25 protein-coding genes and 1 pseudogene are annotated in these 18,100 nt (G+C 55.0%); 15 read left to right on the top strand and 11 right to left on the bottom strand.

All coding sequences use genetic code 11. The features are described from left to right. Positions 1 to 2 precede the first annotated feature (2 nt). From AABM52_RS08850 to AABM52_RS08825, 6 genes are all read right to left on the bottom strand, one after another. Positions 3 to 1,298 carry a site-specific integrase gene (locus AABM52_RS08850; protein ID WP_347911364.1) on the bottom strand — a complete coding sequence of 432 codons (1,296 nt, stop codon included), beginning with the start codon at positions 1,296 to 1,298 and terminating at the stop codon, positions 3 to 5. Then, complete coding sequence (locus AABM52_RS08845) at positions 1,295 to 1,504, bottom strand: hypothetical protein (protein ID WP_347911363.1); 210 nt, start codon at positions 1,502 to 1,504, stop codon at positions 1,295 to 1,297. Before AABM52_RS08845 ends, AABM52_RS08850 begins: the two co-directional genes overlap by 4 nt. Further along, positions 1,504 to 2,883, bottom strand: coding sequence for a replicative DNA helicase (gene dnaB, locus AABM52_RS08840; protein ID WP_347911362.1), 1,380 nt, complete (start codon positions 2,881 to 2,883; stop codon positions 1,504 to 1,506). The genes AABM52_RS08845 and dnaB overlap by 1 nt, the downstream gene beginning before the upstream one ends. Further along, the gene (locus AABM52_RS08835; RefSeq protein WP_347911361.1) at positions 2,876 to 3,583 is read right to left on the bottom strand and encodes a helix-turn-helix domain-containing protein; all 708 of its coding nucleotides are present in this window, start codon (positions 3,581 to 3,583) and stop codon (positions 2,876 to 2,878) included. The genes dnaB and AABM52_RS08835 overlap by 8 nt, the downstream gene beginning before the upstream one ends. A 389-nt stretch (positions 3,584 to 3,972) precedes the next feature. Continuing rightward, on the bottom strand, positions 3,973 to 4,395 hold the full coding sequence (locus tag AABM52_RS08830) for a phage regulatory CII family protein (protein ID WP_347911360.1): 423 nt from the start codon (positions 4,393 to 4,395) through the stop codon (positions 3,973 to 3,975). Positions 4,396 to 4,468: 73 nt separating this feature from the next. Beyond that, entirely contained in the window at positions 4,469 to 4,705 is a 237-nt protein-coding gene (locus AABM52_RS08825; RefSeq protein WP_347911359.1) for a hypothetical protein, read from the bottom strand. Between the two features lie 112 nt (positions 4,706 to 4,817). On the opposite strand from AABM52_RS08825, the gene AABM52_RS08820 reads away from it, so the two are divergent. After that, positions 4,818 to 5,666, top strand: a complete 849-nt coding sequence (locus tag AABM52_RS08820) for a S24 family peptidase (protein WP_347912600.1) — start codon at positions 4,818 to 4,820, stop codon at positions 5,664 to 5,666. A gap of 51 nt (positions 5,667 to 5,717) precedes the next feature. On the opposite strand, the gene AABM52_RS08815 is transcribed toward AABM52_RS08820, so the two are convergent. Beyond that, on the bottom strand, positions 5,718 to 6,038 hold the full coding sequence (locus AABM52_RS08815) for a DUF1654 domain-containing protein (protein WP_347911358.1): 321 nt from the start codon (positions 6,036 to 6,038) through the stop codon (positions 5,718 to 5,720). Positions 6,039 to 6,806: 768 nt separating this feature from the next. Here AABM52_RS08815 and AABM52_RS08810 point away from each other — a divergent pair. From AABM52_RS08810 to AABM52_RS08795, 4 genes are all read left to right on the top strand, one after another. Next, positions 6,807 to 7,166 (top strand): hypothetical protein, encoded by a 360-nt coding sequence (locus tag AABM52_RS08810; RefSeq protein ID WP_347911356.1) that lies wholly within the window; start codon positions 6,807 to 6,809, stop codon positions 7,164 to 7,166. Next, positions 7,163 to 7,399: a hypothetical protein gene (locus AABM52_RS08805; protein WP_347911355.1), complete on the top strand. Its 237-nt coding sequence runs from the start codon at positions 7,163 to 7,165 to the stop codon at positions 7,397 to 7,399. The genes AABM52_RS08810 and AABM52_RS08805 overlap by 4 nt, the downstream gene beginning before the upstream one ends. Beyond that, positions 7,396 to 7,857, top strand: a complete 462-nt coding sequence (locus tag AABM52_RS08800; RefSeq protein ID WP_347911354.1) for a hypothetical protein — start codon at positions 7,396 to 7,398, stop codon at positions 7,855 to 7,857. The genes AABM52_RS08805 and AABM52_RS08800 overlap by 4 nt, the downstream gene beginning before the upstream one ends. 81 nt (positions 7,858 to 7,938) lie before the next feature. Continuing rightward, positions 7,939 to 8,097 (top strand): hypothetical protein, encoded by a 159-nt coding sequence (locus AABM52_RS08795; RefSeq protein WP_347911353.1) that lies wholly within the window; start codon positions 7,939 to 7,941, stop codon positions 8,095 to 8,097. Here AABM52_RS08795 and AABM52_RS08790 read toward each other — a convergent pair. Then, the gene (locus AABM52_RS08790; RefSeq protein WP_347911352.1) at positions 8,080 to 8,859 is read right to left on the bottom strand and encodes a hypothetical protein; all 780 of its coding nucleotides are present in this window, start codon (positions 8,857 to 8,859) and stop codon (positions 8,080 to 8,082) included. The two genes, AABM52_RS08795 and AABM52_RS08790, sit on opposite strands and share 18 nt — an antisense overlap. A gap of 88 nt (positions 8,860 to 8,947) precedes the next feature. Here AABM52_RS08790 and AABM52_RS08785 point away from each other — a divergent pair, with 88 nt between their 5' ends. Next, positions 8,948 to 9,871, top strand: coding sequence for a DNA cytosine methyltransferase (locus AABM52_RS08785; RefSeq protein WP_347911350.1), 924 nt, complete (start codon positions 8,948 to 8,950; stop codon positions 9,869 to 9,871). A gap of 1 nt (position 9,872) precedes the next feature. Here AABM52_RS08785 and AABM52_RS08780 read toward each other — a convergent pair whose 3' ends face one another. Next, on the bottom strand, positions 9,873 to 10,049 hold the full coding sequence (locus tag AABM52_RS08780) for a hypothetical protein (protein ID WP_347911349.1): 177 nt from the start codon (positions 10,047 to 10,049) through the stop codon (positions 9,873 to 9,875). A gap of 67 nt (positions 10,050 to 10,116) precedes the next feature. Here AABM52_RS08780 and AABM52_RS08775 point away from each other — a divergent pair, with 67 nt between their 5' ends. The 5 genes from AABM52_RS08775 to AABM52_RS08755 are packed head-to-tail and all read left to right on the top strand — an operon-like array spanning position 10,117 to position 12,533. Next, a complete protein-coding gene (locus AABM52_RS08775) occupies positions 10,117 to 10,704 on the top strand; it encodes a hypothetical protein (protein ID WP_347911348.1) in 588 nt (195 codons plus the stop codon). Then, positions 10,701 to 10,880, top strand: a complete 180-nt coding sequence (locus AABM52_RS08770) for a hypothetical protein (protein ID WP_110659265.1) — start codon at positions 10,701 to 10,703, stop codon at positions 10,878 to 10,880. The genes AABM52_RS08775 and AABM52_RS08770 overlap by 4 nt, the downstream gene beginning before the upstream one ends. Before the next feature lie 47 nt (positions 10,881 to 10,927). Continuing rightward, entirely contained in the window at positions 10,928 to 11,149 is a 222-nt protein-coding gene (locus tag AABM52_RS08765) for a hypothetical protein (RefSeq protein ID WP_347911347.1), read from the top strand. 2 nt (positions 11,150 to 11,151) lie between these two features. Continuing rightward, a complete protein-coding gene (locus tag AABM52_RS08760; protein WP_347911346.1) occupies positions 11,152 to 11,493 on the top strand; it encodes a hypothetical protein in 342 nt (113 codons plus the stop codon). Further along, positions 11,397 to 12,533 (top strand): tyrosine-type recombinase/integrase, encoded by a 1,137-nt coding sequence (locus tag AABM52_RS08755; RefSeq protein ID WP_347912599.1) that lies wholly within the window; start codon positions 11,397 to 11,399, stop codon positions 12,531 to 12,533. Before AABM52_RS08760 ends, AABM52_RS08755 begins: the two co-directional genes overlap by 97 nt. A 174-nt stretch (positions 12,534 to 12,707) precedes the next feature. Here the strand turns inward: AABM52_RS08755 and AABM52_RS08750 are convergent, their stop codons facing one another. Continuing rightward, entirely contained in the window at positions 12,708 to 14,534 is a 1,827-nt protein-coding gene (locus AABM52_RS08750) for an NACHT domain-containing protein (RefSeq protein ID WP_347911345.1), read from the bottom strand. 296 nt (positions 14,535 to 14,830) lie between these two features. Between AABM52_RS08750 and AABM52_RS08745 the strand changes: the two are divergent. The 3 genes and pseudogenes from AABM52_RS08745 to AABM52_RS08735 all read left to right on the top strand — a co-directional run. Next, positions 14,831 to 15,041: pseudogene (locus AABM52_RS08745) on the top strand (site-specific integrase); the annotation flags it as partial. 22 nt (positions 15,042 to 15,063) lie between these two features. Further along, positions 15,064 to 15,609 carry a GTP cyclohydrolase I FolE gene (gene folE / locus AABM52_RS08740; RefSeq protein ID WP_010456659.1) on the top strand — a complete coding sequence of 182 codons (546 nt, stop codon included), beginning with the start codon at positions 15,064 to 15,066 and terminating at the stop codon, positions 15,607 to 15,609. A gap of 104 nt (positions 15,610 to 15,713) precedes the next feature. Beyond that, a complete protein-coding gene (locus AABM52_RS08735) occupies positions 15,714 to 16,085 on the top strand; it encodes a glutathione S-transferase N-terminal domain-containing protein (RefSeq protein WP_347911344.1) in 372 nt (123 codons plus the stop codon). Between the two features lie 82 nt (positions 16,086 to 16,167). Here AABM52_RS08735 and AABM52_RS08730 read toward each other — a convergent pair whose 3' ends face one another. Next, on the bottom strand, positions 16,168 to 17,334 hold the full coding sequence (locus AABM52_RS08730; RefSeq protein WP_347911343.1) for a PLP-dependent aminotransferase family protein: 1,167 nt from the start codon (positions 17,332 to 17,334) through the stop codon (positions 16,168 to 16,170). An 82-nt stretch (positions 17,335 to 17,416) separates the two neighbouring features. Here AABM52_RS08730 and AABM52_RS08725 point away from each other — a divergent pair, with 82 nt between their 5' ends. After that, on the top strand, positions 17,417 to 17,863 hold the full coding sequence (locus AABM52_RS08725) for a MarR family transcriptional regulator (RefSeq protein WP_347911342.1): 447 nt from the start codon (positions 17,417 to 17,419) through the stop codon (positions 17,861 to 17,863). Positions 17,864 to 18,100 lie beyond the last annotated feature (237 nt).

Genomic DNA, 18,100 nt, shown 5'->3' with positions numbered 1-18,100 from the left:
TTTTAAACCTCGCCCTTAACAAATTGCGGAATCGACTCGCAAGCCGCGCCATTCAAGGCGTCTACGATGTTTTGCGAATCTTCATATCTAACGCCTGTCTGCGCGTGAATCGCCTTGAAGCCGCGCTCATCTAACCAGTTGTGCCACTTCACCAGAGCCAGCCGACGCTGCTCCTTGGCCTGAGTGTTGATGTACGTCGACGCGATCTTGCCGAGGGAGTGGTTCAGCAGCATCTCGCCGATGTGCCCGTCAACGCCGAGGTCAGTCCAGGCGGTACGCGCCACCTTGCGCAGGTCGTGGCTGGTCCAGGCACCCTGCCCCAATCGGGTAAACACGGCACTGGCCTGGTTATCGCTCAGCGGCTTCCCCCGGCGAGATGGGAACAGGAATGGCCCCTCGTACCCTTGGGCGGCCTGTCGATCACGGTAGCGGCGCAGCAACGCGCACACCTGGTCAGTCAGTGGCACCCGCAGCTCGGTCTTGCTCTTCGTATGTTCGGCCGGCAGGAACCACTCACGCTCAGTCAGCGCAATGTCGGCCCAGCGAGATTGGCGGGTTTCGCCGATGCGGGTACCGTGGCAGAGCATCATCAGGGCCAGCATGGCGTCAGCCGGCGCACGCTCGAAGCGCTCGGCCAGTTGCGCCACCAGCTCGGGCAACTGAACATCACGCAGGCGGGCGGGCTTGGGCAAGATGCGCGCCGTCGTGAAGTTGATGAACTTGAGCTCGGCCATCGGGTTGACGGGGATCAGGTCCAGTTTGCGGGCCTGACGAAAGGCCACCGCGAGCAGGCGGTATAGCTGCTGGACGTACGACAGCGACAACTCTTCCTGAGCCGGCCACATCAGCAGCTTGTCCAGGGTCTGGGCATTGACGTCACGAATCAGCAAATCATCCAGGCGCGGCTTGAGCTGGCAACTGATGGCCGACTTGCCGGCTGACCGGCGCTTGTCAGAGAGCGCACGCGAGCGCGCCATGCGGTCGGCGAACCAATCGAGCAGCTCACCGACGGTGACCCAACCCGAAACGCTGGCCGCGCCATCAGCAGCCACTCGTAATCGCACCGCCGGCAACGCAGCGACCACCTGCTTGGTGCTCAGGTCCGGAAAGCCGCCGATGCGATGCCACTGGCGTTTGTTCAGCAGGTACCAGGAGCCACGCGCGCGATTCTTCGCAAAACGAAAGTGCAGCGCGGGGTGACTGGCATCACGCAGGTCGCGCACATGCTCAAGCTTGGCGTTGCGCTGAATCTCGGCATCTGACAGTTTCACGGTCAGGGTCTTGATCAGTATGTTCAATCGGTGGTCTCCGACTGGGCGAGACGGTCCACCACCTCGAACGTTGTAGGCCACATCCATGCGCCATACCGATTGGCCATGGCCTCGTCGGCAAACAGCGCCAAGGCGTGATCGGGAGTACTGCCCAACTCCATCTTGTAAGAGCAGCAGAACACCGCGAAGCGGTAGTTGGTCGGATTGGGAACAGCGAGTCGCGTCGAGTCCATCAGAACTTGTCCTTTTGGCGGTAACGGCTGGCCAGACTGGTTACCTTTTCCGGTTGCTCGACCGGCTCTGGTTTCCACCCTGCAGCAAGGTTTTCAAAACGGTTGTATTGGCCAAGGAAGGCCGCGCGGACAGTGCCCATTTCGATGTCGCGACCCTTGCCGATGATGATTTCGGCAATGCCTTTGGCTTCGGTGTTTTCGTGATAGACCTCGTCGCGGTACACGAACAGGATCACGTCGGCGTCCTGCTCGATGGCGCCGGATTCCCTCAAGTCCGAGGGGATTGGTCGCTTGTTCGGGCGTTCTTCGCATTTGCGGGAGAGCTGGCTCAGTAGCACAACAGGGATGCCCAGTTCCTTGGCGAGCAGCTTGCAGCCGCGACTGATGCTGCTGACCTCCTCCGTTCGATTGCCGCCCTCGCCTTCCAGCAATTGCAGGTAGTCGATCATCAGCAGGTCCAGGCCGTAACGCATCTTGTGGCGGCGAGCCAGCGAGCGGATTCGACCAATCGACGAGCCGGCCCGATCGGCGATGTACAGCGGAGCGCGACGAAGCACACCGGCGGCGGCGCAGAGTTCAGCCCCGTGGCTCTGGCATGCCGTTCCGTTCTTCACCAGCGTGAGCGGAATACGACCCTCGGACGCCACCGCCCGGTCCAGCAGTTGGCCTTTGTTCATCTCCAGACTGATGACGAGCGCAGACTTGCTCTGGCGCACCGCCGCCTCGACAACGAAACCCATGGCGAGCGTGGTCTTGCCCATGGCGGGACGGCCCGCAACGATGTACAGGTGATCCGGCTGCAGGCCGCCCAGCTTTTCGTCCAAGTCCTTCAGGCCGGTCGACAGGCCGATCAGTGTTTCACCGCGGGCATGACGGTCATGGCGCTCTTGCCAAACTTCCAGCTGGTCGTCCAGCACGTCACCAACCTTCACGATGTCGTCATCACCCGAGCCGCAATCAATGGCCATGGCCGCAGCCTGGACGGCGGCGATTTTCGCCTGCACATCCTGATCGCTGTGCGCGATATCCATGGCCTGGCTGCCAAGTTCAAACAGGGACCGTTCGATTGCCCGCTCTCGCACGATTCCCGCGTAGGTCTTGGCGCTGGCAACGCTGGGAGTACCGTTTACGATTTCGGCGCAGTAGGCAAAAGCAGGACTGCCATCCGGCAAGTCGCCAACGTGGTCACCCACCGTGAGGAAGTCGACAGACTTGCCGGCCGAGCGGACCGCCATGATCCCCCGGTACACCTCGGCGTTTGCCGGGAAGTAGAACGATTCGGCGGACAGGTCGTCGCTCAGGGAGTCGATCAATTCAGGGCGCTGCATCATCGCGCCCAGCAGGCCGTGTTCGGCCTCGATGCTGTACGGATCACGCATGGTAATTACCCTCAATGACCTTCACGAAGTTACTCGGGGCAATCAACCAGTCGAAGTTGCAGCGGAATGGGTTGCTGCCGGCGGAGGCAACCTCCCCCATCAGGAACTTGCTCGAGCGCACCAGAGCGAAGTACTCAGCCCAGAATTGAAGATCCTGGTGCACGCTGTTCTCGTTCCAGCGGGCAGTGATCTTGGTGATCCGATCTTTGGTCAGCATCACGACCCGAGGAAACTCTGGGATCGTTTTGTTGAACAAATCGACGATTGCCTGAGTTGGGCACTTCGATTTCGAAATCTTGGGTGGCTGCTCATCGTCGCCAAGAGGTGACGGTTCACTTGGTGGTTCTATTACGGTTCTGGGTGCGGCTGCTGCGGGGGTTTCTGTCGTGAGCTGCGGGGGTGATGGTGCATCTGCTGCGGGGTGCAACTCTTGCGGGGGTGCATATGCTGCCGGGGTTAAGGTGTACATCGTCGAGCGGCCCATCCGCTCACGAACAGACAGCAGGCCAACCTGGCCCAGCCACTTGATGGCCGTCTGAACGGTCCTTTCAGCAAGGCAAGTCCGTTCCGCGATACGGGCAACCGATGGCCAGCAAACGCCTTCATCGTTTGCGTTGTCCGCCAACGAGATCAGCACAGCCTTCTGCGGCCCGCTCATGCCCTGGAGTGGCCAGCACAAGCTCATGATTATGGTGCTCACAGCTGATCTCCAGTCTCAGAAACTGCTGTGACATAGTGTCGTGACACACTTTCCGATTGATCGAAAAGTGTCACGACATAGCGGGTGTTGCCGGGAGTAGCGATCGTGTTCATAATGCCCCCTCAGTGTTTTGCGTTGTGAAGAAGCCGGTCTAGCCACCGGCTTTTTTGTGCCTGCGATTCAGGCGATTACTTTCCTGCAGACGTGACCAATCCCGCTGACTGAGCTACCGCTCTCAGCGTTCAATGTCCCCACACGTCCTGATGTCTTGCCGTCCATTTCCTTTCCCCTAATGGTCTTCCTGGCGCGATCGGCTTAACTGCCAACTACGCTTTCATTGCTCACCAGCCCCCGCCGGTGCAGTTTCGTTATCGTCGCGCCCCAACTTCTCAAGCGACCTTCACCGACTGCTCCATCACGCTCAGTTCGCTCCGGACATGCTCGATTTCCTTGCGGATGCCCTGCTTCTCGATCTGACTGACGTGCCCGTCGTCGAGAGCCGAGTGCACCGCGATGGTCAGGTCAGCGATTTCTTTGCCGACGTGCATCATCGAAGCCGTGAGCGTCTTCGGGGCTGGGGCTTCCTTTTTCACCAGGTCGAAACCGAACTGATCAGCCAAGGCGGCGAGCGGCCGCATATCGCCGGTATGCAGCAGAATCCCGAACAGATGCTCGATGGTGAGGTGGTGGGCGTCGTTATCCGGGTTCGCACGCTGCAGCAGGCTCACGTGAGGGACGCCCATCTGGCCGGCCAGCACCTTTGCTTCGTTATCGAGGACCGCGCTTTGGCAAGCCCGCAGAAATTCGTCCATTCGTAAAACCTCGTTTTTGTTTCAGTAGCGGCGTGCCATCACGCACTGCAAAATGTTTCTCACAGAAGCGTTGTCAGGCCGCGCCACGAAGCACCTTGTGTGCAAGCTCGACAAGGTCAGGTCGTAAACCAGCGATGGTGATCTCGCCATCCGAGGCGTCTTGAAGACGCTCGGCAAGTTCGGCAGATGCTTTCCTGTGACCGCCTGCAAGCTGCCAAAGATGTCCGACGGTGGTCTTCGCGGCGTCAGCAACCAGCTGACGTCGATCGACAGCTGCGTTGGCTAGCCAATCGCGCAAGTGGTCATTCATAGGGACTCTCCTAAAACGTAGGAGAAATTTAGCTCAGGGCTAATATCTGAGCAAGGAATATTTAGCTGTGAGCACATTTAGCATTGAGCTAAAGAATGGCATTCTTGCTCGTATGGATATCTACGCGATTCGCAAGCGCCAACTGATCAAATTGATCGGCGATCAAAAAAAGGGTGCCTGCGCCGAGCGCTGGGGTATGGCGCCTGCGCACTTGAGCCAAATCCTTTCGGATAAGACCGCCAAGAACCTGGGCGATGACGTTGCTCGCCGGATTGAGTTGGTGGAGAAGTTGCCGCGAGGATGGTTTGACTCACTACCGACCGACGAGGAGTCGGTCAGTCATGATTCGAAAGAAATTACCGTGGCGCCAGCCGCCGAATCAAATTCATCGGCCACTGATCAAGTAAAGCGAATGCTTGCAAAGGTGAAGGGCCTCTCGATTGAGGCGCGAGATCGGATTGTCGCCGCTGCCGAAGAGCCTGACGATGGGCTGCCTCATCAGCTCTCGGTGAGCCTCGCAAGCCTGCGCCCCACCAATGAAGAAATCGTCATTCCTCAGTACGACATTCGAGCAGCAATGGGCCATGGCCAGGTTCCACCTGACTACACGGAAGTTGTTCGAAATCTAGTGGTGCGCGAGGAAATCCTGCGCGAGAAAGGCATCACCTACACGTCCAAGACATCCCTGGGGATGATCAACGGGTGGGGCCAGAGCATGGAGGGCACCATTAATGACAAGGATTTGGTCATTGTCGATAAGGGTGTACGAGACTTCATCGGTGAAGGGATCTACGTTTTGACCTGGCATCACGAGCTCTATATCAAGCGAGTTATGCGCATCGACGAGGATCATTACCGGCTGATTTCTGACAACCCGCACTATGAAAACCAGACGGCACGGATCGATGACGTAACCATTCACGCGAAGGTGCTGCTGATCTGGAACGCCAGAAAAGCCTGACCGATTGCAACAAGCCAAAGCCCGCCACTTCAGCGGGCTTTTTTGTGCCTGTCAGAAAGGTGCTGGCTCTTCCAGCGCATCGAACTCTTCTTGAACTTCTGCACGCGGGTCTTCATCCGCTGGAGCTTCCCACCGCAGCGTAACCGAATCGTCCTCGTCGTTGAAGGTCATCTCGATACCGTCCACATCGGCGAGTGCACCCATCACCTCCTCCCACTCTCTATCACCATCGGTGTCAAGCCGATGGATCGTCGCCCACTTCCGATCCTGAGCTATTGGGTGGTTGATCATGTTGGAAACTCTGAGAGTCAGGCGCTCCACTCCGGACATCGGCTTTGACTCTTGCGGTTTTTTCTTCTGCGGGCTTGCCATCAACTACTCCTTTATTACTGTATGCATGTACAGCCTTTCAGAATATTAGCTTGATGCTAATCCCCGCGTAAAGACCAACGATGAATTACCGCTCACAACCTCCCCCGGCTCTAAAATTTCACTAAAAGCTAAATTATTTAGCTTGAAGCTATTGACCAATCTTTAGCTCATGGCTAAATTCACTTCAACGCCAACGAACAGGGCGCCAGAGCAAAACCGGCTCGTCGCTCTTTAACAGTCAGCGCAACAAACAACAGACCGCATTGCCTCTACCGGCGACCGGCGAGCAGACAGGCCCGAAAGCCTGCCAACGACAGGAACAACCTGGACGGCTGCTCGATGGTGAAACGCCTGAACCGTGTGAATGACCCGGCAAGCAATGCGCCCCGCCCCTTCCGGCGGCAATCGGAAACAAATTGCACCTAACCGGAAAAGGTTTTCCATCTCAAGCACGGAGGATTTGCACCAATGCAGCATTAACGGCTTCACCTTCGTAGCGCAGAAAGCCTGAAGGCTGCGCTGCACATCCAGACAGGCAGCGGACAGTTGTGGCGTCGATGTCACCGCGCATCGGCCAGCCCTGAGCTGGTAGCCAGCCCGAGCGCATATGGACCACCGCTGATGAAACAAACCCAGGCCGACGCCAGTAGCGGGCCTGGGTATCCCCTTCTCTGCCTTTATCCGCCAGCACTCTCCCCTGCGCCCAACGGCAACCAGCAGGCGGCCCGAGTGCTGACGAATAACCGCAGCTCACATGAAGGAATCGTGATGAACCAGACCATTCGCCAAAAACAAGCGGTCCTGCAGGTGTTGCGGGATCGCCTCTCAATGTCCACCTCGGAGATGTACCAGATGATCGGTCGCGACGAGCCGGTGCGGGTGCCACGCTTTAATGTCGTGCCGTTGGGCAAGAACTGCTTCGACGTGGTCGAGCGATCCACCGGTCTATCCCGTGGCGCCCGAGCAGGTCACGACAGCGCCTGCCATTACGCGCAAGAACTCGAAGACAACGCCGACTTCGTCCAGTCCGTTGGCATGACTGCCCGCCGTTTCGGCCGTATCGCGCTTCGCTGGGTTACCGGCATGGCCGTGATGCTCACTGTGTTCGCTTACTACGGAGCGCAATGATGATCGGCGTACCAATGCCTCACCCGCGGGACTCGATGATCGACGACTTGAACCGAAAACTGGATCAGTTCTTCGGCGCCGGCGGCAAGGCTGAACCAGCTGCCGCCTTCAAGACCGAGCCGCGTCCACCCCGCTCGGACAAGATCGACCGCGACACCATTTTGAAGCGCCGTCGCCCTTCCCCCTCCCACGCAGAACGGATCGCATTGAGGCGTATCACGGAGTCTCTATGAGCAAGCGAAAGCCCAACAACATGCGGGCACGAGTCGAGCGATCCTGCCGGGCACTGCTCAGCACCAACCACGTCGCGGTGGTGAACATCGATCCCAGCGGCCGCCAGGGCATGATCAACTGGAAGAGTTGCAAGAGCATCCCGCCAGGCCAGCGCCTCGCGGACGCGGTCTGCGACTTTGCTCACCGTTGGACGATCTACCTCAGCGTCCAGTGTCGCGATCAGCGCGGGCACCGCTACACCAAATCGGTAGAGGTTGCGCCCCAAGGCAACTATCTGGCCACGCACCTTGAAGACGTGATCGAGGAAACCTACAAGGACCTGGTCGCCGAGAGCAATCCGAATCATCGGGTCGCTTCCGGCTGGATCGCCATTCCCGCCCAGATCTCGCTGACAGAAGAACAGGCCGCCCGGGTGTTCGACGCCGTGGGCGTCTGGAATCAGCAGAGGGCAGCATGAGACGAATCAGCAACCAGGTGCGCCAGCGCCGACGACAGACATGGCTGGATCTACCGGTCCACGGAATTGAAGAGACAGGCCATGGCCAAAGACAATGCGCAGATTCAGCGGGACAAGCGCGTCAAGGAGAAAGCTTTGCTGGACCGGATCGGCGCCGAGAAGCACTCGCTGATTGTGTCGAAGGCGCCTGCTGATGCACTTCAGGTACCCGCGATACTTCACTTAAAAATATTTCGCTGATTCTATAAGCATCATCTCACACTGAGTATCCATCGCCTGTAAGAAGGATAGTATATTCACTTTGGATGTCGACTCAGCGATATAAGCATTGAACTTTGTATCTACAGCAGTTAAAGCATCCACACCATCAAGATCAATCAAACACTTACCAACCACCGCACCAACAGTGAACTCCCCATCTAAATCCAAAGGAATCATGGTTATAACTTTTCCACTATTATTGTGAAAATTAACTCTAAGCAATGGGAAAATACACACATTCAAAGCTCTATGCTTGTCTCTATTAGACAAATCGATAAACAACTTCAGTGCGACCAGCTCACCATCACCATTATCAAGGCTCACTGGTTGAAATTTTTTCAGATGCTCAACATCAACCATAGAAACAAATTTGAAAAACTTATTATTTTTTGACCAGCTCTCCTCTTTTTCAACCAAGGGAAACTGTACAAATTTTGCTTCTTTTTCATCAGGTGTGCGCCCCAACCCCCTGCATGCAAACTGCCACCACATATAATCTAGTGCAGCGCGATAATTATGAATTATCTCTCCAACCAAAACACCCAAATTGGTCATTTGCTCGGGGCTTCTTTCAATCACAAATTGAATACTGCCCTCCTCGTAATCTGCAACAGGTTTAAGTGGAAAAACTACTTCATCGTCATCGTCTAAATACCCCTCAAAATGAGAATAGATCTCCCACAGTAAGTACCTAGCTCGATCCATTCGGAGCCAAGAATCTTTTAAAGAAAACATATACACCTCGCAACTCTCCTTGATTCAGCCTTTTTGCCGGGTCATCAATCAATAGCCCACTTCAACGAATCACGCCAGCCGGCGAGGATCCCCTATGCAATCAGCAATCGACTTGTTCGCCGGGTTTGGCGGATGGACCACTGGCGGCAAGGCCGCTGGCCTGGATGTGCTTTGGGCTGCCAACCATTGGCCGTCTGCTGTCGAGTGGCACAGTGCAAACCACCCCGACACGAAGCATGTTTGCCAGGACCTGCACCAGGCTGACTGGTCGCAGGTGCCAAAGCATGACGTGATGCTGGCGTCGCCTTGCTGCCAAGGTCACACCAAAGCGCGCGGCAAGGAGTCAGGTAGCCCGAAGCATGATAACTCGAGGTCGACGGCCTGGGCGCCGGTGGCGAACGCGGAGGTCAATCGGCCAGACTTCGCAGTGATTGAGAACGTGCCCGAATTTATGGACTGGATTCTGTACCCAGCCTGGGCAGATGCGATGCGACGTTTAGGCTATCAACTTGCGCCGCACATCGTTGACTGCGCCGACCTTGGCGTTCCGCAGCACCGCGTGCGCCTGTTCATGGTCTGTTCTCGCAGTAAGGCACCGCTGCACTTGCAGCTACCGCGTTATCAGCACGTGGCCGCCAGACAAATCATCGACTTCGACGCCGGCAAGTGGTCACCGATCAACAAGCCAGGCCGCGCCGCGTCGACACTAACCCGTGTAAAAAATGGGCGTGAGCGATTCGGCGACCGATTCGTGATGCCTTACTACGGATCGGGATCAGGACTCACCGGACGAAGTTTGGATCGCCCAATCGGCACCATCACTACTCTGGACCGCTGGGCCGCAGTTGACGGCGACAAGATGCGGATGATCACCGCTGACGAAGCGATGGCGGCCCAGTCATTCCCCACCGACACCCTGCGTCCGGACAATCACCGACTGACCATGCACATGACTGGTAACGCGGTGCCACCGCTGGCAGGACAGCGGGTTATTGAAGCGCTGATGAAAGCTGCCTAGCTCAGTACTTCTCATCAATGTCTTTGGTGTGGAGGTTCTTCACATCGAACTTGTGCAAATGCGCTACGACATTCCCGGACTCGTCGTACAGGACGTAATCGTGCTTCGTGTCCACGACGCGCACGGCATTTTCGTACTCGAATGAGCGTCCATCGTGCAGATCAATTTTAACGGCCATATCTACCTCCTTGAAAAGTGGAGAAATGACTATGGCACACGGCCTTCAATCGTCAAGGAAGCTCCCCATGCCCACAGAAAACAAACCGGCCGAGCCGCTGCCAAGCCTGGCCACCGGTGCCGACCTCAATGCAGCGACTTGGACCGACTTCGTAGAACGCCTTCGATATGACTGCAACGGCGCCGGCGTTAAATGGCACCACACAGCGGCCGCGCTTTTCACCGTACAGACCAAGCGAATCGATTACGGCTTCGAGCCGGACTATGCGGAAGGCTTGGTTGTGTGTCGCGAGGACTGTTCGTGGTTCAGCCCTGAAGAATACTGGGAGGATTGCGACGAAGAAGACCAGGCTGCATTGAACGCCAGGGTCCAAGAAGGCAACGAATGCGACTTCCTTGAACTCGACACCGATGATCAGTGGGAGCTGCTCGGCGAGCTTGATGATCACACCGTCACCGGATGGAACAAGCGCTGGGAGATCGTGAATAGCCACTTCACGAAGGACGCTGCCGAGGCATTCATCCGCCGGAAAAAGCACGACTACGGAGAAATGCGCGTCTACGTCGGGTCGCAGTATTACGCCTGGGAGTTTGAAGCCATCAAGGCGGCGATCCTCGACGGCACGTTGACCTACGCGCCGAAGGTGGCAGCATGAAGCGCCTCATCCGCCGTAAGTTCGAAGCCTGGCTGATCCTTCTGGCCGCCAAGATCCTGATCGACCGCAACGTTCAGCGCGCCGCAGTCGTATCGCGCCGCGACAACAACGACATGTGGGGCATGGCCGAGCAGCTCGAAGCCATTGCCAAGCGCATCAGCAAAAACTACCCGTAACTCCCTCCCCCTTCAAAGCCAGCCGCCACGCGCGGCAAGGACACCCCATGTTCGCTATGAAACTCACCCTGATACTGCTGGGCGCTTTGCTGTACCTGGTCGGCACCGGATGCTGGTTTATCTGGCTCGGCCCTGACTTGCTTAGCACCGGCACCACCGAGACATTACTCGGAACCGCCGTCGGAACCTGCGTCTGGCTCATCATCAGCTGCGGCTTCATCGTCCACATCATCAATACAGCGCGGCCCACTGCGGGCAGCGGGAGGTAGGTATGGCAGCTGCAGAACAGATACCGGTTGAGTACCTGTCCGACAAGATCGCCGAGAAGAACTTCGCGGAGATGATCGGAACGACTCGCCGCGCTCTTCAGGGCAAGCGCCAGCGCAACATCATCCCGAAAGGCGTGTGGAACGAAATCGATGGCCAGATTTTTTACAGCATCAGGAGATATGAGGCATGGCTAGAAAGCCTTTGGGATTGCCCGCCGGAGTTGAATTCGCGGGTCAGTCAGTCCGGATTCGCTTCACCTGGAAATTCCGCCGCTGTGAGACCCTCCCCTATCCCCAAACGCCGAAAGGCATTAAAGCAGCCGCAGATCTACGCGCTACAGTAGTCAGCCTGATCAAGCACGGCGTGATGGACGACCAGCGTTACGCCGAGCTATTCCCGAACTCCACCTACGCCGCCTACTCAGCAACCCCACTGTTCGGGGGCTACGCCCAGACCTGGCTCGATAGCCGGGAAGTTGTGAAGGGAACTCGAAAAAATTATCGGATCTCGCTCAATATTTACTGGATGCCTGTCCTGGCGATGATCCCGATTGATCAGATCACCTCGGCATTGCTCCGAAAGATTGTGAGCGAAACGCAGTGGAAATCCCCAACGGTCAAACGCTCGGCGATCCAGCGCCTGCACACGATGTTTGAAAGCGCGGTCAATGATGACCTGATCACGCGAAACCCTGTCGGATCAATTGAGCTCCCAACGAAAGCGAAAAAACTCGTAGACCCGTTTACCGTGGCAGAGGCTGATTCGATTATCGCGCACCTATATATGGAGCTGACCGGGTCAATGCAGGTCTACGCGGCTTACTTCGAGTTCGCGTTTTACACCGGGATGCGGCCAGGAGAGATAGCGGCATTACGCTGGGAAGAGGTGGATACCGACGCTCGTGTCGCCAACGTGTGCAGAATCGTGGCGGACTACAAGATTGAGGAGCGCACGAAAACCCGCGAGACACGGCGGGTCATGCTGAACAGCAGGGCATTGAATGCGATTGAGGTGGCCAAAGGTGTGGCCGGATTGAGGGCAAAGCAGAACCGTCGACAGCACAAACAGTCGCCATACGTGTTCCCGCCGACCAAGAACTTCGAGTTCATCCAGCAGGCAAGCGTGACCGACAAACACTTCAAGGCGGCCCTGGTTGCGTTAAAGATCAGGGGCAGACGGCAATACAACTGCCGGCACACTTACGCTACCATGTGCCTAATGGCAGGCATGAACCTCGGGTTCATTGCGAATCAGCTCGGCCACAGCGTGCAAATGCTACTGTCGACCTATGCCCGGTGGATAAACTCCAGTGAAGACTGGAGCGAAGTCGGGAAGCTCGAAAATAGCTTATCAAAACCAACAAAGGCACTACATTCAAATTGATGCTATCAATTCGAACTTATCATCAACTAGTGACCCCCTGAACAATTCAAAACTCGCCCCCTCCCCGCACATACTACAGGGGAGAGGCGGCGCAAAAAAACAACCCCAACAAACTATGGCTTCGCAAAAAGCGCATAAAAAACTCGCGCTCACAAACCTACAAATTATTGATCCTCAGCGTTTCGCTTTCAACATTGAGGAGAAATTCCTTTGTTTGTTTGCGTACTGAATTTTCAGACTCTCCAACTTATCCAACATAAAATCAAACCGAACAAAGCTCTTTTCAAAAATTTGCGAACCGCCCAAAATCTCGATTTTTTCAGGCTGACCACTTACACCCCTTAAAGACAACATTCTACTACTACTGCCAGCTCCAATGGTTTCTGTATCAAACAGCTCATCCAACCGATCATTAGATGACTTCAACTGCTGATACTTTGGTACGACACTTGCGAGCAACTCAGTTCTATACAAATCAAAAACCACACTTAAAAACATAGCCCACTCGCTTTTTATGGTCGCACTAAAACCATATTGTATACCGTCCGGCGTTGTATGACGCCTAAGTGCAGAGTAGATCTTTTTAACAGTAGCGAGTTTTTCAACTGCTGTTTCACGCTTCACGATCGTTTTCAGTTTTTCCAACCTCGGGATGATCCACTCCTGCTCGATTAAATCTTTATTCATATCAAAAATCATCGAAACAACATCATCTCTACTATTAGAAAATACAACCCGCTCAAACAGGTCAAATTTATCACTTGAAACATAATTAACCATGAACAGCGCTGTAAAATACTCCTGAAACGATCGATGAGTAAACGTAAAATTTAATCCATCGCGCTGTAAAATACAGACACTATCTAAAAGATCTTTAATAAAATCCTCTGCTTTATAGGCAACATCAAAGGCCTCATTGGACATTTTGACATAGCTTAAAAGTTCCTCCTCACTGAAAGAGTACTTCTTGTCCGCATAACTAAGAACGGAAAACGTTGACAAGACCTTCTTAAAGTCATCCAAAGGCAAAGCGGACCATGATTTTCTTTTATATAGGCTTTTAAAAGAGTCATGCTTATTAAATAACGTTAGAAAAGCCTGCTCGTAAAACAAATGCACCTTATTAGGGATTTCTGCGATTTGCTCATAAGTTAGCAACATCATTGTCAAAAGCAGGGGATTTTGCGCAAAGCTCTTGTGTCGCGCATATAGATCATCCTCAAGCGCGGACAAAAACTTTGACTTCACTTGTTCATCATAGTTTAACTTTCTTACTAACCCCAAAGCTTTTTCTTTATCTAACGGCAGCACATCGTACTGATAAAAACTTTCCCATGAATCGAAGCGCTGATCAGGCCGACTTGACACCAAAATCATTATTTTTCTATATTTATTAGCCAAAGCAACAAGCTCTGCTTCATACCCATCTCTCTTATCATTGTTTATTTCATCAAAGCCATCAAAAATCAACAACACCTTTCCAAGCTTGAGAAGATCCTCTAACTGCCCTTTCGTGAGATCAGGCTCAAACTCTTGCAACGCTCTTAAAACATAATTAAAGAGACTACAATCGACTTCAGCATTTAGATTGCGCAACTCTATAAATACTGGAAGTATCCCCTGCGGCTTTTCGACCAAATCAACAAAAACACTTCTGCAGAAAGTAGACTTACCTGAGCCCGCCGTACCTGTGATGACTAGGCGCTGGTTTTTTTCAATAAGTTCCAAAAACTGAGCTTCTGATACAACTCGCCCATCTATCGAAAGATCGGTCCGAACATAAAAATCTCTTAAATCAACTGGAGAACCCCTGTAAAGCAACGTCTTGGTTCTCGAATAGCGCACATAATTAGTTTTAATATACTCAGTCAAACACATATCCAACCTAACTTTTACTTTATCAGTTAGATTTTTTGACAGTGTTTTTGCCGCCGAGAACAATGGTTGCGCGAATTGCTTTACCAGTTCTACTGCAACTCCATTCAGATCTACTTCTTTCATGCTGCTCCCTTTGGATACTGGTTAAAATTTGTGCATTGACACAGGACATCTGTGACTTCTGACAGCAAGACCATATTGCCATCATCCATGCAAAAATGCTGAATTCACTCATCCTGATTGCAGATGTAAGGTTTTGGCAGGACAACTGTCACAAGGCAACTCCTACCGGATCGGTCAGGAACAGTGAAAGCGTTCTGATAAGAACAGGGAGTTCAAGAGACGGCCAACTGGCGTGGTATCTGATAAGCGGACACGTCCAGGTTCCGCCCGAAATGCGGATTCACGCCCACCTGGCATACAACTGCCGACACAGTTGCGCTACCATGTGCTGCATGGCGGGTATGAACCCAGCGTTTTATTGCCACTCAGCTTGGTCATAGCGCTCAGATGGTGCTATCGACCTACGCCCGATGGATCAACTCCAGTACGCACTGGCGTGAGCTCGGTAAGCTCGAAAACAGCTTGATTGGTACAAAATTGGTACAGACAGAAACCGTACCCCTCTAGAACCCATACGGAATAAAGCTCTGTGACATTGGAACAGAATTACACGGCGATCCTCGGCCAGCTCGGCGAGGACGTTTCCCGCGAAGGCCTGCTCGACACGCCAAAACGTGCCGCCAAAGCCATGCAGTACCTTTGCCGCGGCTATGAACAGACGCTGGAAGAAGTCACCAACGGTGCCCTCTTCAGCTCCGACAACAGCGAAATGGTGCTGGTCAAGGACATCGAGTTGTACTCGTTGTGCGAACACCACCTGCTGCCGTTCATCGGCAAGGCTCACGTCGCCTACATCCCGAGCGGCAAGGTCCTGGGCCTGTCGAAGGTGGCGCGGATCGTCGATATGTACGCCCGTCGCCTGCAGATCCAGGAAAACCTCAGCCGCCAGATCGCCGATGCGGTCCAGCAAGTCACCGGCGCCCTGGGCGTTGCGGTGGTGATCGAGGCCAAGCACATGTGCATGATGATGCGCGGTGTGGAAAAGCAGAATTCGTCGATGATCACCTCGGTGATGCTCGGTGAGTTCCGCGAGAACGCCGCCACCCGCAGCGAATTCCTCAGCCTCATCAAGTAATTCGCGGCACGAAGAAAACCGGCATTCATCGCCGGTTTTTTTTCGCCTGCAAAAAATCAGGTAAGCTGCGCGCCCTTCTTCGTTTGCACCGTGAGGCTTTCAACGTGTTCGTAAAAGCGCTTCGTGTCGGCCTTGGCCAACTGATCATCTTCATCGACTTCATCACTCGCCCAAGCAAGATGAAGCGCCCTGCCGCCGCTCAGGCCCAGGTCGAATCCACCGCCAAGGGCCTGACCCTGTATCAATTCCACGCCTGCCCGTTCTGCGTGAAGACCCGCCGCACCCTGCGCCGCCTGAATGTACCGGTGGCCTTGCGCGATGCGAAAAACAACGAACAGGATCGCCAGACCTTGCTGGAGCAAGGCGGCAAGATCAAGGTGCCGTGCCTGCGTATCGAAGAGAATGGCCAGACCACCTGGATGTATGAGTCCAAGGTGATCATTGATTATCTGGATAAGCGATTTGCGGCTGCCTGATGTATTTGTGGTGGGGCTGATGGCCCTATCGATGCAAATCTCGGACAAAAATAAACCGGCCCTTGCGCCGGTTTATTTGTTTTCAGGCCGCTTGCGCCGCCTGTGCCTGTCGCACCACCGCCGCCAACCGCTTGAGCCCTTCATCAAGCCGCGCCGGATCAATGTGGCTGAAGTTCAACCGCAGATACCCCGGATGATTATCCGGCTCGGGGAAGAACGGTTCGCCCGGCATGAACGCCACGTCGTTGGCCAGCGCGGCGTTGAGCAAGGTGCGGGTGTCTTGCGGCTGCTTGAGCTTCAACCAGAAAAACAGCCCGCCCTGCGGCACGTTCCAGTCCGCAAGATCCGAGAAATGAGTTTCCAGCGCCGATTGGAAAGCATCCCGACGCCCCCGATAAAAGTCGCGCAACTCACTACGGTGTTGCTGATATTTCTCGGTGCCGATCCATTGCAGCGCCTGCCACTGGCCGACCCGATTGGTGTGCAAATCCGCCGACTGCTTGAGTTTCAACAGATGTGGAAACAGGTCCGGGCTGGCGATCAGGTAGCCGACACGCAAGCCCGGCAACAGGGTTTTCGACACGGTCCCGGTATAGATCCAGCTGGCCTTCTTCAAGCGGCTGACAATCGGCGTGGCGCTACCACCGTCAAAGGTCAGCTCGCGGTAAGGCTCGTCTTCAATCAGTGTCACGCCGAATTCATCGAGCAACGCCGCCACCGCGTCGCGCTTGGCTTCGCTGTAACGCACCGCCGATGGGTTCTGGAAGGTCGGGATCAGGTAGATGAAGGCCGGGCTGTGTTGTTCCAGGCGAGTGCGTAGCTCCGTCAGGTTCGGCCCGTCAGCCTCCAGCGGCACGGTCAGGCAATCGGCGCCGAACAGTTGGAAAATCTGCAACGCCGCCAGATAAGTCGGCGCTTCGAGCAGGATTTCAGTGCCCTTGTCGATGTACAGCTTGGCCGCCAGGTCGAGGGTCTGCTGTGAGCCGCTGACCACCAATACCTGGCTCGCCTCACAGGCCACTCCCAACGCTCGCGCCTCGGCGGCCAGCGCTTCACGCAGTCCCGGCTCGCCTTCGCTCATGCCGTATTGCCCCATGGAAACCGGCATCTCGGCCCAATCTACTTTTGGCAGCATGGCTTCGGCCGGCAGGCCGCCGGCAAACGACATGACCTGCGGGCGCTGGGCCGCAGCGAGGATTTCACGGATCAAAGAACTTTTAAGGCGTGAGACACGTTCGGAAAAAGCCATGGGGATCACCGGTAGCAAGGCATGTAGAAAATGAGTCAAACTTATTGACCGAAATTACGCTTCCTCGAACGGATACGTCAATATGCTTGACCTTAAAAGCCCGCTTTCCCAGCAGCAGGCCATGGAAGCGTTTTTCTTCGGCTACCAGGCCTTCACCGCCAAGGCCGATGAAATGCTCGAACGTCGCGGTCTGAGTCGGGTGCATCAGCGCATCGTGTTTTTCATCGCCCGCTATCCGAACCTGAGCGTAAAGGAGCTGTTGGCGTTGCTCGGCGTGAGCAAGCAGGCGCTGAACATGCCGTTGCGACAATTGTTGGAGATGCATCTGGTCGAGAGCGTTGCGTCCGAAACCGACAAGCGCAAGCGCCTGCTGGAGTTGACCGCTGAAGGTGCGCGGTTTGAACAGGCGCTGCGGCGCGAGCAGGTGAAATTGCTGGAGCGGGTGTTTGCCGAGGCTGGGGAGACGGCGGTAAATGGGTGGCTGGCGGTGAATCTGGCGTTGGGGAGAACTCATTCGCCGGCTGAATGACTGTTCAGCTTTTAGGACTGCGTGAACAGATATTGCGCCATCGCGAGCAGGCTCGCTCCTACAGGGATACGCGCTCAACTGTAGGAGCGAGCCTGCTCGCGATAGCGTCCGAACAGACGATATATCCCCTTCTTCAAAAAAATCGTCAACAAAACCAAAAACATTATTTGCTTTCTTTGTATACAAAAGCATAATCCACTTCGTGCGAGTTCCTGACCAAGCGGTCAACAAATTCGC

This window comes from Pseudomonas grandcourensis (assembly GCF_039909015.1).
GTDB lineage: Bacteria > Pseudomonadota > Gammaproteobacteria > Pseudomonadales > Pseudomonadaceae > Aquipseudomonas > Aquipseudomonas grandcourensis.
This window is presented reverse-complemented; position numbering and strand designations above follow the sequence as displayed.